This window comes from Synechococcus sp. BMK-MC-1, from assembly GCF_014279955.1.
Taxonomy (GTDB): Bacteria; Cyanobacteriota; Cyanobacteriia; order PCC-6307; family Cyanobiaceae; genus Synechococcus_C.
In genome coordinates this window covers 2,447,525-2,460,704 of record NZ_CP047939.1, presented here as the reverse complement: position 1 = coordinate 2,460,704, position 13,180 = coordinate 2,447,525, and the positions used below count along the sequence as shown (strand labels likewise).

The window sequence follows — 13,180 nt, the reverse complement described above, 5'->3', positions numbered from 1 at the left end:
GTGCTCCGTTTGTTCACTCAAAAGCCAGTGAATTTCAATTTTGCTGATTAAGTTCTGGTGAAGACCGCTTTTCTTGTTAGCTGAAACCTTGAGGGCACGTTCTCGATGCAGTCCCTACACCTAGCGTCTTGATCAAGAGCATGCACATCCGCCAATCGGGTGGTGCGCATCCGCCAGGGTCACTTTCTTCTCAAGCGCTTCGTCATGGCTGCTCGACTCAGGCCGGGTTGCTTTGAGGGTGGTGATCGTCACGCCGAGCACGATCACTGCCGCTCCCAGCAGTTGTGCTGCGCTCGGCCGGTCTCCAGTGACCAGGAAGGCTGCCAGCAGTCCGATCAGCGGCCCTGGTGCAGCCCACCGGCCCATGCTGATTGTGCTTAAAGACCGTGATGAGTGATACCAGAGGTATTGCGAAACCACGATCAGAAGCGCCGCATAGAGCAGCATGATCAGCCAGAAGAGTGCATGGCTGAGCGGTTCGAACTGTTGAAAGCCAAGCAGGGATCCAGCAACACCAAAGAACAACAGGCTGGAGACAACGTTGCGTGCGAACAACAGCAGCTCAACGTCCACAGCATCTTTGACAGCCGCTTTGCCGATGATGGATGAGATGGCAAACACAAAGGTGGAGACCAGGATTAGAAGATCACCCCGGCGGATCACCTCATGATTGCCGATCAAGACGATTCCCATCACCCCCACGATGATGAAGCCGTAGCCGAACCATTCTTGGGCCGACACGCGAGAGCGGAAAAACACGGCGCCGAGTAAGGCATAGAGCACTGGAGCCAGGCGGCCGATGAGGATGGCATTGCTGGCTGAAGTGGATTCCAGCCCCACGAAGATCAGGGTTGAGAGCGAGGAGGCCAGAGCGGCATCCACCAGGATCAACAGCCAGGATCGCCAGGATGTTTGGCGTGCTTGCTGCAGCATCAGGCGCGGTTGATGCCAGACCAGCAGGAGCGCGGCAGCACAGAGGTTCCCAGCGAGCAGGGCATTCCAGGGGTTCCATGGAACGAGCACATGGGCCACACCGGGGCCCAGGGCCATGGCATTGATCACAAACAAGGAGATCACCACCGGTCGCATCGATGCCATGGAGCGCGACACCAGCACTTCGAGCTGAGGCGACATCAGCCCTTTCATCGCCATCACTGCAGTGCGAATAGCAGCACATCGCTGTTGTCGCGATGGCTTTGCAGGATCTTGAGATCGGTCGATGATCCCTTGAACCCCAGCCCGTCACCTTTGCGCAAGCGAATGCTTGTTGCTGATGGTCGCGGCAGCTCAATCTCGCCCTCAATCATCTGGATCCAGCCGCGCTCGATGGATTGGGCAGGCCACGGCAGGGTCTGACCAGCTCTGGGCTGGGCGCGCCAAAGGCTCACTGCACGCTCGATGGCCATCACCGTGGGGGCGTTTGGGGCCAGTAGGGGCGTCCAGGTGTTGGCTTCGATGCTGAGGGTCCGCTGTTCGTAGGCCGGTGAGAGTCCATCCTCGCTGGGCTCGATCCAGATCTGCAGCAGACGGCAAGCCTCATGGCCTTCATTGATCTCGGAGTGAACGATGCCGGTGCCAGCGCTCATGCGCTGAACATCGCCTGCGTTGATCACGCCGCTGTTGCCCATGGAATCCCGATGGTTCAACTGGCCCTGGATCATCACGGTGATGATTTCCATGTCGCGGTGCGGGTGCATGCCAAAGCCCCGACCTGCCGCAATCGTGTCGTCGTTGATCACGCGCAGGGGGCCATAGCCCATCCAGTCAGGGGAGTAGTGGCCTGCAAACGAGAAGCTGTGCCAAGACTCGAGCCAGTCGTTGCGGCTGTGGAAGCGTTCTTCGGCGCGGCGCAGCAGCACATCGGGGATGGGATCGGCTGGAAGTGAAACCGGTTCACGCATGGGGGAGGGATGGAATCGGTTGCTCAGAGGCTCAGCGGTGCCATCTGCATCAGCCGGTTCAGCAGATCCTGCAGGGAGCTGTCCCGGGGTGGACGGTTCTGGTTGCCTGCCAGGGTGCGGCCTACAACCTGGGCGCCGAGATGGGTGAGCTGGGTGCGCAGCACCATCAGCAGTTCGATGCCAGGGCCTCCGGAGAAGCTGGCCATCGCCACGGGCCGACCGTTGAACAGGGCACGGAAATCGTCCCCCTGCACCGACAGCCAGGCAATGGCGCTGGTGAGCACCGGGGGGATCGACCCGTTGTACTCAGGAGCACAGATCACCCAGCGTGGGGCTCCCATCAGTTGCTCATGCAGGGGGCGGACACCGTCGGGGATTCCCTGGTCCTTCACCCGTGGGGTGAACAGCGGCAGATCCAGAGTGGTGAGATCCAACAGATCAGCAGACTTGCCTTGTGCTTTGGCTTCGTTGACGAAACGCTGCGCCAACTTCAGGTTCTCACCATTGCTGGCGGCGATCACCAGAACATCGGGATTGCTGGCGGTGCTCATGACCGGATGATCCGTTGAAGACACTGCATTGTGTCTGGTTTTTTGAGGGCTTGCCCGAATTCATCCAGCCAGGCTCAGTAGTTCGCGCCACTGCGGCGATGGTGCACGGCGGTGTTGGTCTCACTGTCGAACAGGCCGCCATGGAGCACTTCTGCATACACCAGCCAGTGATCACCGCATTCCATCCGCTGCTTCACTTCTGCGTCCATCCAGGCCAGGGCTTCGGGCAGCAGCGGCTGCTCGGAGGGACTCAACTGCAGGTCAAGGCCTTCAAAACGGTCGGCGCCGGGCTCGAAGGGTTGGAGGAACTGCTTCATCGGCCCGCTTTCCCGGCCTTCCGCCAGCACATTGAGGGCAAAGCGATCGCCTTTGTGCAGCAAGGCCTCCACAGCCCGGTCTTTGGCCACCGCCACGGTGATCCCCGGTGGTGTGAAGCTGGCCTGGCTCACCCAGCTGGCCACCATGGCGCCACTAAGGGAACCCTTGCGGGTTGTGAGCACGCAAAGGGAGCCCACCACCCGTCCGAGGGCCAGCACGGCCGGGTCACTGCGACTCTCACGCAGACCACCACCACCGCGCCGCTGTTGTTTGCGCTGTTCCTGGCGCAGGGAACGGCCGAAGCGCGTTCCGGTTTCCTCAAGGGTGCGCACGGTGGCGGCATCAGGACTGAATTTGATCCGGATCGGATCGAAGGCGAAACGGAAGCCACCGTCCCTGAGCTTGGTTTCCAGGAGGTCGATCGCTTCGCCGCTCCAGCCGAAGCTGCCGAAGACACCAACGGGCTTGCTGCGGTCTCCTTCAGCCAGCAGGGTGCCGAGGGCCGACACGATTGGCGTGGGGGCATGACCTCCCAGTGTGGGCGAGCCGATCAGTAAGCCATCGGCCGTTTGAATCGTGCGCACCAGTTCATCGGCTGGCGTGAATTCGCAGTTCAGGCTTGTGACGCGCACGCCTGTGCGGCTGACTCCCTGGGCGAGGGCATCGGCGATCGCTGCCGTGTTGCCGTAAGCGCTGGCAAACAGAAGGGCGACCGTGAGGGACGCCTGCTGCTGGCTTTCACCCCAGCGCCGGTAGTCGTTGAACAGGCTGCGCCAGCTGGTGTCGATCGCTGGCCCATGGCCGGGGGCCACGGTGCGGATGTCCAGTTCCTCCAGCCGTTCCACCAGGGCATCCACCTGGCTGGCCATCGGTGCCATCAGGCAGTCGTAGAAATGGCGGCGCTCCTCCTCGGTCTCACTGCGGTTCGACTCGGCCCAAGCCGATGTGCAGATGTGGGCGCTGAAGAGCTTGTCGCTCATCAGCAATCCGAGGGTCTCCTCGAACGCCAGCAGTCCACCTGGCCAACGAGGGGTGGGTGCTGGAAGCACCTGCAGCTGATGACCGTGACTCACCGGGAGCGTCTGCTCCTGACGGATCACGTGGATCTCCGGGAGATCGGGCAGTGGCGGCTGGGGGGTGTCATCGCCCGGGGCCGGTGGGCGGCGCAGGCTCCACAACTCCCGCAGCAGTTTTGCTCCAGCATTGGAGGCCACCAGTTCCAGGCCGGAATAAGCGCAAGCCAGATCCCTGAGCAGGGCCACGCGGTTGGGATTCACATGACCCACCACCACCACCAGCTTGGCCGCGGGGTCTGGAAGGGCCTGGTGAAGCACCGGCAGAAAAACAGACGCGTAAGCCGCTCCCGGTGGGTGCACCAAAACAGCGGCTTGCCTGACGCCGGACGGGTCAGGGCCGGCTGCGAAGAGGAAGCTGTTGGCCGTGCTTCCCCGTTCCAGGGCGTATTCCAGTTCGAATCGCGAGCGCTGGGGGCTCAGGCCGCGAAAACAGCTCAGGCCCTCGGCAATTGGCAGTGTGATCATCTGCCGTTCCGTGCTGGTCGCTGCAGGAGACACGGACGTCGCCATCAGTAGTGATTCCCCACTTTGCGGTGATGCACCGCTGTGATGGCATCCGCGTCGGCCACATTACCTTGCTCCACCTCGGCATAGATGATCCAGTGGTCGGGTCCTTCGAGCCGCTGCTCAACTCGGCAGCCCAGATAAGCCAGTGCATCACCTAGCACCGGGCCGCCCTGGGCCTCGTTCTCAAGAACATTCACCCCTGCAAACCGATCGGCCCCGGGCGGGAAGCGCTTGAGGAAATGGCGCATCAGCTGCTGGTGGTTGTCGTCGCGCAGGATGTTGAGCACAAAGCGGTCACCGACCTGCAGGAGCGCTTCGATCGCCCGGTCTTTGGCCACCGCCACGGTGATCCCCGGTGGCGTGAAGCTGGCCTGGCTCACCCAGCTGGCCACCATGGCGCTGCGCCGCAGGCTTTCACCCTCGCCCTGACTGGCGGTCACCACATACAAACCGCCGCTGAGACGGCCCAGGGCCTTGTCCAGGTCACCGTCGAGGCTTTTCATGGCCGCGATGGTTTTCTCCCGGGTGAGCAGTTGTCCGAGATCGGTTCCTGCTTCTTCGCAGCGTTGGTAATCCGCACCTGAGGGGAGTTGGCGAATGCGCAGGGGGGCAAAGGCCGTTTTTTGGCCTTGAGCCCGCAGCTGATCGGCCACCGCATCGATGGGCTCGTCATTGCCGCCAAAGGCGTCGTACACCCCCACCAGCTGTTTGCTGTGCAGTGCCGCCAGCAGGGTGCCGATGCTGCTCTGCAGCTCCGCATCCGGTTCGGCTGGCCAGGTGGGAACGACCACCGCCTTGGCCTCACCCACCAGGGCCGACAGTTCCTGGGCATCGGTTGCGCGCAGGTCAACGAGCTGAACCTGGGCCTCGGCCTTGCCGATGCCATGGGCGATGGCCTGACTGAGGCGATCACTGAACCCGTATTGGCTCAGATAAAGCACGGCCGCGTAGCTGTCGCCCTTGCTGCGCTGGCTGCTCCATTCCCGGTAGTCATTGAGCCAATGGCTGAGGTGTTGGCGCAGAAGCGGTCCGTGACCCACCGCGATGGTGTTGATCGCCGGCAGCCCATCCATGCGTTTCATGGCTTGGAGCACGCTGCGGGCATTGGGACCCATCAGGCACTCGTAGTAGAAGCGAAAGTCGGGTGCGATGGCCCCGGGGTCGCTGTCGAACAGCTCCTCCGAGCAGTAGTGCAATCCGAAAGCGTCGCAGGTGTAAAGGATGCCGCTGCCGTGATCGAAGGAAAAGATCGTGTCGGGCCAATGCAGGTTGGGAGCGCTGAGAAACTCGAAGCGATGCTCCACTCCGCTCTCTGGGTTTGTTCCGAGATCCAGGCTGTCGCCACTTTTCACGGCGCGGGAGCGGAACGAACGGTGCACCTGATCCTTCAGAAACTGGAGGGCCACCTTTGAGCCCACAATTTCGATCTCGGGATTGAGATCGAGAAGATCAGCGATCAAGCCGGAGTGGTCGGGCTCCGTATGGCTCACGATCAGGTGATCGATGGCCTGCGGGTCGATCTGCTCCTGCAGCAGGGGAATCCAGCTGTCGCGGAATTTGGCATGACTGGTGTCGATCAGCGCTGTTCGCTCGCCCCGCACCAAAAAGGCGTTGTAGGTGGTGCCGTTGCGGAGGCCGAACTCGATGTCGAAGCGGCTGCGATCCCAGTCAAGGGAACGGATGGCTGTGCTGTCGGATGCGATGGCCTGGCACTGAAGGCTCAAACGTCCGGCGACGGCCTGGGTGGAGGCGGCCATGGCTGCAATCTCGACGGTTCTCGACTGTAAGAACTCTGGGTTGGAAGATGGCACGCAGTGCGATTTGCTGTCATGACCTCCAGCGCCGCTGCCGCGATCTCCGGATTGCGGCGCAGCATCGGTCCCGGGATCCTGCTTGCGGGGGCCTGCATCGGCGGGTCCCACCTGATGTCGTCCACCACGGCAGGGGCCCGTTTCGGCTTCGCTCTTTTGGGCCTGATCCTGCTCACCAACCTGATCAAGTACCCCTTCCTCAGAGTGGGCAGTCGCTTCACTGCCGTGACCGGGCTGTCGCTGCTGGAGGGATTCCAGCAGCGCAACAGGACTTATCTGCCGGTGTATCTGCTGGTGAGTCTGTTCACCGGCACATTCACGATCGCTGCGGTGAGTTTTGTTGCTGGTCTGTTGCTCACCAATGTGCCGGTTCTGGCCCAGTTCGACCCTTTTGCCCTGGCGATTGCCGTGCTGGCGAGCTGTGGGTTGATTCTGTTCATGGGCAAGTACAGGGCTCTCGATCGGCTCTCCAAGTTGCTGGTGGCTCTGCTCACCCTGCTCACCGGAGTGGCGGCGTTGTCGCTGTTGCTGCGAGGGCCTGCAGGAGATGTGGCGTCCAGTTGGCTGGCGGCCGATCCCTCGCCCTGGCAGATGGCCGACCTCGGTTTTCTCATCCCTCTGATGGGCTGGATGCCAGGACCTGTGGAAATGTGCGTGTGGCCCTCGCTCTGGATGTTTTCCCGCGCTCGTGACAGCCAGCACACCGCTTCGCTGCAGGAAGCGGAAACGGATTTCAATCTCGGTTACGGCATCACGGTGCTCACGGCAGTGTTTTTCGTGATCCTGGGTGCTTACACCATGTATGGAAGCGGTGATGGCCTCTTCCAGGGCAGTGGCGTTGCGTTTGCTCAGAACCTCATCCGTCTGTACACCGAGGCGATGGGGTCCTGGGCCGCCTGGATCATCATTCCAGCGGCCTTCGCCGCCATGTTCAGCACCACGCTCACCTGTCTGGATGCCTACCCCCGCAGCATTTCAGCGATTCAGGGGCTCTTGCAGGGCGTGGATCGGGGCGATGCCGCTCCGGGCCCCCAGAGCCGACGGATTGGACTCTGGATTGGTCTGCATCTGCTGGCGGCCCTGGCGGCGCTGCTCTGGGCCTACAGCGGTGGCATCACGGTGAAGGACTTCGTGTTCGGTGCAATGACGGGCAGCTTCCTGGCGGCTCCGGTGTTCGCCTGGATGGCCATGGACACGATGAACTGCGAGCTGGTGGCCAGTGAGCATCGCGATGGCCCCTTGATGCGCGGCCTCAGTTGGTTTGGCCTGGTGTTTCTGATTGGTTTCAGCCTGCTGTTTCTCGGTTGGTCCCTCACGCGCTGAGCTCAAAAAAACCCCCATCCATGGATGGGGGGTTGGATCTCTCGTTCTCCAGGCATTCACCTCAGGCCTCTGGCTCAGGGGTCCATCGTTCAGGCGTCGACGGCCACCGTCACGCTGGTGTGGCTCTGGGCCTTCGCGGCGGTGATCTCCAGCACGCCATCCCGGTAACTGGCCTGAACAGCATCGCGGTTCAACCCCTGGCCGAAACGGAAGCTGCGGCTCCAGGTGCCGTAGCGGAACTCGCTCAGCCGGGCTGTTTCGTCGTTTGCGTTCTCATCTGCAGTGTTCGTGCTGGCAGGACGGCGACGTTCGGCACTGACGCTGAGGGTGCGATCGGTGGCTTTGACGTCGATCGAGTCGCGGCTCACGCCAGGCAACTCCAGGCGCACGGTGTAGTGATCGGCCGTTTCGTGGATCTCTGCTGCTGGAACACGCTCAGCCTGCGACAGCTGCTGATCCAGCCGTTCAAAGAGATCGAATGGTGATTGACGAAGGGTGATCATGAGTAACTCCTCAGGAACGTGATGTGGTGGGTGTTTGCATCACCCGCAACGACAATCTGCGTGTTGTTGATCAATCTGATCAGGGTGAGAACCGTCCTTTTGTGTACGGTCTGAACCACTCAGTTCGGTCGTCACAACTTGGATGTCGTGTGAACCGAACAGTGGATGTGCTGATTACAGCCACCACCAACTGTTGAACGCTGCCGCCTGCCCGCAACGCCGTCCTTCCTCGTCCCAGAGCGTCCAGATCCGGGCGTTGTGAATCATGAATTGCCGCCCGCAGCGATCCACGCGAATGCCGCTGTAGGTGTTGATCGCGTCGCGCACGAGCGCCAGCTTGAGAGAGGCCGCCCGTTCCTTTCGTTCCGACTGCGCAGCGGTGAGACGCGATGGCATGCCGACCATCTCGCTCCAGGGCCGCTTCCAAAGCCTGAGGGCGGTGGCGTTGGCGTACGTCAGGGCTGGGTCGCCTGCGTTGTTGTGGGCCAGCACGGCCATGCTGCTGTTGAACAGCTCCTGCGCAGTCAGGCGTCGGGATGTTCCTGGACGGTCGCTGGCCAGCAGAGGGCAGTCGAAGGCGCGCCGATGGGAGAGCAGAAGAATCGAAACCAGGCCCTGCATCTCCCGGGTCTGCCAGGGGGCGGTTTCAGGCACCTGCCGTCATGGCTTCCACCATGGCCTGTTGCGCAAGCGCTTGCCCCTGTTCCCTGAGATGGGAGAGGAAGCGCGGCCGCGCCTCTGGAAAGCGCGGTTCTTCGGCCAGAGGGAGATCACCGGCCGCATCCAGGCCGGTGTCGCCCTCCATCGCCGGTGTGATCACTACAAGATCACCGTCGAGGCTCGCGTCGTAGCGCCACCAGAGCGTGGGATCGAGAACAGCTGGATGGGGAGGCGGCGGTGTGTCGTCCGTTGCCGTGACGGCATCCCTGGTGGCGCCCTCGCTGTCTGGCTCAGCGCTGGTCGCCTTGGCTTCCAGGGCCTTCAAGCGATGGTCAGCCAGGTCTTCCAGAAGCTTGGCTCGCGTGCGTCCCCGCAACTGGAACAGCACGAATGGATCCTCGCTGAACCGCTCTCCCATCAGGAAGTACACCGCACTGATGTGCTTGCAGGGATTGGCTTTGTCGGGGCAACTGCACTCGCTGCGCACCTCCTGAAGCTTGAAGGGGAACAGCCGCCGGCCGCTGGCGGCGAAGGCACGTTCGATATCGGACGGCATGATGCCGGCCAGCAACTGGGCGGACCAACGGGCTTTCTGGGTCAGAGCCTCCAGCACATAGCCCCAGTCCTCATCGCTGAGCACGTCGAGCCAGAGCTTCACTTTGTAGGGGTCTTCGCCGGTGCCCTGCACCCTGGCGTGCACCCGTCGTCCCTCGAAGCGAATCGAGGTCACGTGCCCTTCGCGGGCATAGGCCCAGGCGCGCTCCAGGCGCTTTTTAAAGCGGTAGGAGTTGATCAACTCCATCCACTGCTCCACCCACCAAGGCTGCTGACCGAGGCCGTCGTCCCCGAGGGAGGTGTTGATGCCGGTTCCGTTGGGTGTGATCGTCATGGGTTGCGTGTCTCGTTGGTTTCCAGGCTCACCAGCTCCTTGAGTTGGCCCATGTCGAGGCCACCGAGCCACTCCTCGCCCGAACCCACGATGTCTTCCGCCAGTCTGGACTTCTCCCGGATCATCCGGTCGATCTTCTCTTCCACCGAACCACTGGTGATGAACTTGTGCACCATCACCCGGTTGGTCTGGCCGATGCGATAAGCACGGTCCGTGGCCTGGTTCTCGACTGCTGGATTCCACCAGCGGTCGATATGGAACACGTGGCTGGCCCGGGTGAGGTTCAGTCCCACTCCGCCGGCCTTCAGGGACAGCAAGAAGAGCTGGGGGCCACGTGGGTCCTCCTGGAAGCGATCCACCATGGCCTGACGTTCTCCCTTGCTGGTGCTGCCGCTCAGGAACGGCACCTCGCTGCGCCAGCGGCGTTGCAGGTAGCCCTGCAGCAGGTGCCCCCATTCCGCGAACTGGGTGAACAGCAGGGCTCGATCCCCCGCTTCAATCACTTCATCAAGGATTTCTTCGAGCCGCTGCAACTTCACCGATCGCTGCAGGAAGTCGTCGCTTGCCACCTCTTCCTTCAAGGCCAGAGCCGGGTGATTGCAGATCTGTTTGAGGCGCGTCAGCAGTCCCAGCACCTGGCCGTGGCGTTTGCCACGCGGCGCGCGGGCGATGGCATCGAGGGTGTCTTCCACGGTTTTGGCATACAGGGATTTCTGTTCCTTGCTCAGGCCCACCCATTCACTCAACTCCACTTTTTCGGGCAGGTCGGAGATGATCGCCTTGTCGGTTTTCAAACGCCGCAGGATGAACGGCCCCACCCGCGATTTGAGATCGCGCAACGACGACATATCGCCATAACGCTCGATCGGCATGCGGTAGCGCTGCCGGAAAAACTCCTCTTCCCCGAGCACGCTCGGATTGAGGAAATCCATCAGGGCCCAGAGCTCGCTCACCCTGTTCTCAACCGGCGTGCCGGTGAGAGCGATGCGAAATCTTGATCCCTTACGGGTTCTCGCCAGGTCACGGGCGGCCTGGCTCTGCTTGGCCGAAGGGTTTTTGATCGCCTGGGCTTCATCGATCACGGTGCCCAGCCAGTCGAAATTCTCCAGAAGCTCACTGTCCCTCTGCAGCAGCCCGTAGCTGGTGAGCACCAGGTCAACGTCTTTCAGGGCTTTTTTGAGAGCTGCTGGGGTGGAGGGGCGCTTGGGGCCGTAGTGCTCATGAACCGTGAGCTCGGGGGTGAAGGCCGCGGCTTCCCGCTTCCAATTGGTGAGCACGGAGGTGGGCGCCACCAGCAGCACCGGCCGTTTCAGTTCCTTTTCCATCTTCAGGTGCTGGAGGAAGGCCAGCAGCTGGATTGTTTTGCCCAGGCCCATGTCGTCGGCGAGGCAGGCTCCCTGATCGAAGCGGTGCAGGAAGGCCAGCCAACCCAAACCGCGCTCCTGATAGGGCCGAAGCTGACCGCAGAAGCCCTCGGGTGCAGGCAGCGGATCCGGCGCTTTCTGCTGGTGGTATTGCTCCAAGACCCCTTGCAGGCGTGGGCCTGCGTCGAAGGCATGCACCGGCAGGCGCATCAAGGTGTCCCCTTCACTGGCGGTGAGGCGAAGGGCGTCGTCCAGGCTCAGGTCTGGGTTGGCGGCACAGAAGCGTTCGGCGTTCTTGAGATCGTTGGGCCTGAGCTCGATCCAGGCTCCCTTGTGGCGCACGAGGGGACTGCGCTTGCCCGCCAGCCGCTCCAGCTCCCGCAGCGTCAGGGTGACGCCGCCGATCATGAGCTCCCAGCTCCAATCGAGATTTTCCCCGAGTGTGAACCCGCGCGAGCGTTCCGGTAGCTCAGCCTTGATCGCCAGGCCAAGACGGCTGGCCAGGCCTCCCGAGAGGCTGGGGGGGAGGTCCACACCCACGCCCACGTCCCGCAGTTGACGAGCGGCGGTGCGCACCAGCACGAAGGCTTCCGCCGGGGTGAGCTGCATGGCTTCCGGCGTGGCGCTCTCCAGGCCCCGTTCGATCGGGGCGAACACCGTGAGAGCGCGGCCCATGCCCTCGAGCAGCACCTCACCGGGATGCTCCACAGGAATTTCCCCGAGTTGCAGGCCTCCAGGCCCAGCCGCCCAAGCTGCTCCTGCTGGCACTTTCAGCGTTGGATCGGCTTCGGCCTGCAGGTAGAAGCGCAGATCCCAGAGCTCTTCACCCTCGTTGGGGGTGGCCAGTTCAAGGCAGGCCCTGGCGGCCGCCACATTGCCCGCCACTCCCTCGCGCCAGTGGTGGCTGGCGGTGGCCAGGCGTTCGGCATCTTCATCGTTCAGATCGATCACCCCGGTGTCTGAACTCAGGGCGTTTTCCCAGGCGCAGAGCAGGGGGTCGAGCCCCTCGTCATCGGGATGGAAGCCCTTGCGCAGCTGGGCATCCACCAGATCCTCCAGCAATGTGGCCACCCGCAAGCGGCCGCTGCGGGGACGGCAGCAGGCCACGGGATTGGCAGCGCGCATGGCTTCGGGCCGCAGCCTGGTGATGCGATTGCTGCGTTTGCCTGTGGGCTCTCTCCAGGGCAAGGCACAGGTGGCCACCAGGGGCAGACGGGCGGCGAGGTCCTCGAGCCGGCGCCGGTCGTCTTCCCGGTTGAGCAGAGGGACCCAGCGGGCGCGGTGGGGATACCCTTCCCCACGGCTCAATTCCACCTGGGGCAGCCAGCGCCCCCGAGCCACCAAGCTGAGGGCCCATCGCTGCATGTGGCTCCACCAGCGCAGTTCGTCGGCCAGATCAGGGTGATGGCCTGACAGGGGAAGCTTGGCCAGCCATGCCGTGGCCGCCATCGGTTCGATCGCCAGCCCCTGCACCTGCCAAGGCCACCACTCGGTGGTTTTTGGAATCGGTTCGCCGGCTTGCAGCGGCAGCCCGCACCAGGGGGGCTGCTCCTCTATGGGGGTGGCGGCGGCAGCCGAGCCCCGGGGCCGTCGTGGTTTCACACTGCGGCTCGGCAGGGTGAGGCATGCGGTGGCGTCGATGATGCCGTCTGGGAGCAGATCGCGCTCCGTGAGCCAGGCGCGCAGATCCTCCGCACTCAGGGTGAAGGGATGAAGGGCCGGGGTGGCTCCGGGGCCGAGCGGCTCGGCCACACGCCAGGTGTCAGCCCACACCAGCAGGGCAGCCCGACCGGAGCTGCTGGGGGTGCGGATGGCGGGTAGCCAGGTGGCGTGCAGCAGGCTCATGGCCGCGACGCAGACAACATGCGTTGGGTTCCGTGGAGCAGAAGCGCACTGCCGATCAGTGGCAGCCACCCCACGAGGAGATCCACTCCCAATGATGCCAGGGCGCCGGAACCCCCCCAGGGAATCGCAAGGGGCATGCCGAGGCTGCGCACTCCGCAGATCGCGCCCACCAATCCCGCCTGCAGGTGGGAATCCTCTGGATCAACCCGTTCGAGATGAAAGGCGAGCAGCCCATAGAAGAGCCCGCAGCCCGTGGATCGCACCGCTTGCTCCACACCGAAGGCAAGACTGATCAGCCCTGCGCTGAGTCCAGCCAGCAGGGCCCAGCACACTGAGCGCCAGCGCAGGTCTGCACGGCTCAGGGGCTTGCTGCTTTCCGCGCTGCTGTCGGCCAACGTGATCGGCGGCTGAAAGGCGATCATGGCTGCTGGA

At 63.0% G+C, this 13,180-nt stretch carries 11 protein-coding genes; 1 reads left to right on the top strand and 10 read right to left on the bottom strand.

Annotated elements, in window-relative coordinates:
- Positions 1-132 precede the first annotated feature (132 nt).
- The 5 genes from SynBMKMC1_RS13770 to SynBMKMC1_RS13750 all read right to left on the bottom strand — a co-directional run bounded on the left by SynBMKMC1_RS13770 (position 133) and on the right by SynBMKMC1_RS13750 (position 6,110).
- A complete protein-coding gene (locus SynBMKMC1_RS13770; RefSeq protein ID WP_186472144.1) occupies positions 133-1,134 on the bottom strand; it encodes a DMT family transporter in 1,002 nt (333 codons plus the stop codon).
- A 17-nt stretch (positions 1,135-1,151) separates the two neighbouring features.
- Positions 1,152-1,901 (bottom strand): pirin-like bicupin family protein, encoded by a 750-nt coding sequence (locus tag SynBMKMC1_RS13765; protein WP_186472143.1) that lies wholly within the window; start codon positions 1,899-1,901, stop codon positions 1,152-1,154.
- A 23-nt stretch (positions 1,902-1,924) separates the two neighbouring features.
- Positions 1,925-2,452 carry an NAD(P)H-dependent oxidoreductase gene (locus SynBMKMC1_RS13760; RefSeq protein WP_186472142.1) on the bottom strand — a complete coding sequence of 176 codons (528 nt, stop codon included), beginning with the start codon at positions 2,450-2,452 and terminating at the stop codon, positions 1,925-1,927.
- Between the two features lie 74 nt (positions 2,453-2,526).
- On the bottom strand, positions 2,527-4,356 hold the full coding sequence (locus tag SynBMKMC1_RS13755; protein ID WP_186472141.1) for a diflavin flavoprotein: 1,830 nt from the start codon (positions 4,354-4,356) through the stop codon (positions 2,527-2,529).
- Positions 4,356-6,110, bottom strand: coding sequence for a diflavin flavoprotein (locus SynBMKMC1_RS13750; RefSeq protein WP_186472140.1), 1,755 nt, complete (start codon positions 6,108-6,110; stop codon positions 4,356-4,358). Before SynBMKMC1_RS13750 ends, SynBMKMC1_RS13755 begins: the two co-directional genes overlap by 1 nt.
- 72 nt (positions 6,111-6,182) lie before the next feature.
- Here SynBMKMC1_RS13750 and SynBMKMC1_RS13745 point away from each other — a divergent pair, with 72 nt between their 5' ends.
- Positions 6,183-7,487 carry an NRAMP family divalent metal transporter gene (locus SynBMKMC1_RS13745; protein WP_011934290.1) on the top strand — a complete coding sequence of 435 codons (1,305 nt, stop codon included), beginning with the start codon at positions 6,183-6,185 and terminating at the stop codon, positions 7,485-7,487.
- 89 nt (positions 7,488-7,576) lie between these two features.
- Here the strand turns inward: SynBMKMC1_RS13745 and SynBMKMC1_RS13740 are convergent, their stop codons facing one another.
- From SynBMKMC1_RS13740 to SynBMKMC1_RS13720, 5 genes are all read right to left on the bottom strand, one after another.
- Positions 7,577-7,990 (bottom strand): Hsp20/alpha crystallin family protein, encoded by a 414-nt coding sequence (locus SynBMKMC1_RS13740; RefSeq protein ID WP_186472139.1) that lies wholly within the window; start codon positions 7,988-7,990, stop codon positions 7,577-7,579.
- 174 nt (positions 7,991-8,164) lie between these two features.
- Positions 8,165-8,644 (bottom strand): MEKHLA domain-containing protein, encoded by a 480-nt coding sequence (locus SynBMKMC1_RS13735; RefSeq protein ID WP_186472138.1) that lies wholly within the window; start codon positions 8,642-8,644, stop codon positions 8,165-8,167.
- Positions 8,637-9,539: an SWIM zinc finger family protein gene (locus SynBMKMC1_RS13730; RefSeq protein ID WP_186472137.1), complete on the bottom strand. Its 903-nt coding sequence runs from the start codon at positions 9,537-9,539 to the stop codon at positions 8,637-8,639. Before SynBMKMC1_RS13730 ends, SynBMKMC1_RS13735 begins: the two co-directional genes overlap by 8 nt.
- Positions 9,536-12,748 (bottom strand): DEAD/DEAH box helicase, encoded by a 3,213-nt coding sequence (locus SynBMKMC1_RS13725; protein WP_186472136.1) that lies wholly within the window; start codon positions 12,746-12,748, stop codon positions 9,536-9,538. The genes SynBMKMC1_RS13730 and SynBMKMC1_RS13725 overlap by 4 nt, the downstream gene beginning before the upstream one ends.
- Positions 12,745-13,170 carry a hypothetical protein gene (locus tag SynBMKMC1_RS13720; RefSeq protein WP_011934285.1) on the bottom strand — a complete coding sequence of 142 codons (426 nt, stop codon included), beginning with the start codon at positions 13,168-13,170 and terminating at the stop codon, positions 12,745-12,747. Before SynBMKMC1_RS13720 ends, SynBMKMC1_RS13725 begins: the two co-directional genes overlap by 4 nt.
- Positions 13,171-13,180: the final 10 nt, after the last annotated feature.

Coding starts and splice junctions, on each gene's coding strand:
- SynBMKMC1_RS13765 (WP_186472143.1), bottom strand. CDS start 1,901: ATGCGTGAACCGGTTTCACTTCCAGCCGATCCCATCCCCGATGTGCTG.
- SynBMKMC1_RS13725 (WP_186472136.1), bottom strand. CDS start 12,748: ATGAGCCTGCTGCACGCCACCTGGCTACCCGCCATCCGCACCCCCAGC.
- SynBMKMC1_RS13740 (WP_186472139.1), bottom strand. CDS start 7,990: ATGATCACCCTTCGTCAATCACCATTCGATCTCTTTGAACGGCTGGAT.
- SynBMKMC1_RS13730 (WP_186472137.1), bottom strand. CDS start 9,539: ATGACGATCACACCCAACGGAACCGGCATCAACACCTCCCTCGGGGAC.
- SynBMKMC1_RS13770 (WP_186472144.1), bottom strand. CDS start 1,134: ATGTCGCCTCAGCTCGAAGTGCTGGTGTCGCGCTCCATGGCATCGATG.
- SynBMKMC1_RS13750 (WP_186472140.1), bottom strand. CDS start 6,110: ATGGCCGCCTCCACCCAGGCCGTCGCCGGACGTTTGAGCCTTCAGTGC.
- SynBMKMC1_RS13760 (WP_186472142.1), bottom strand. CDS start 2,452: ATGAGCACCGCCAGCAATCCCGATGTTCTGGTGATCGCCGCCAGCAAT.
- SynBMKMC1_RS13720 (WP_011934285.1), bottom strand. CDS start 13,170: ATGATCGCCTTTCAGCCGCCGATCACGTTGGCCGACAGCAGCGCGGAA.
- SynBMKMC1_RS13745 (WP_011934290.1), top strand. CDS start 6,183: ATGACCTCCAGCGCCGCTGCCGCGATCTCCGGATTGCGGCGCAGCATC.
- SynBMKMC1_RS13755 (WP_186472141.1), bottom strand. CDS start 4,356: ATGGCGACGTCCGTGTCTCCTGCAGCGACCAGCACGGAACGGCAGATG.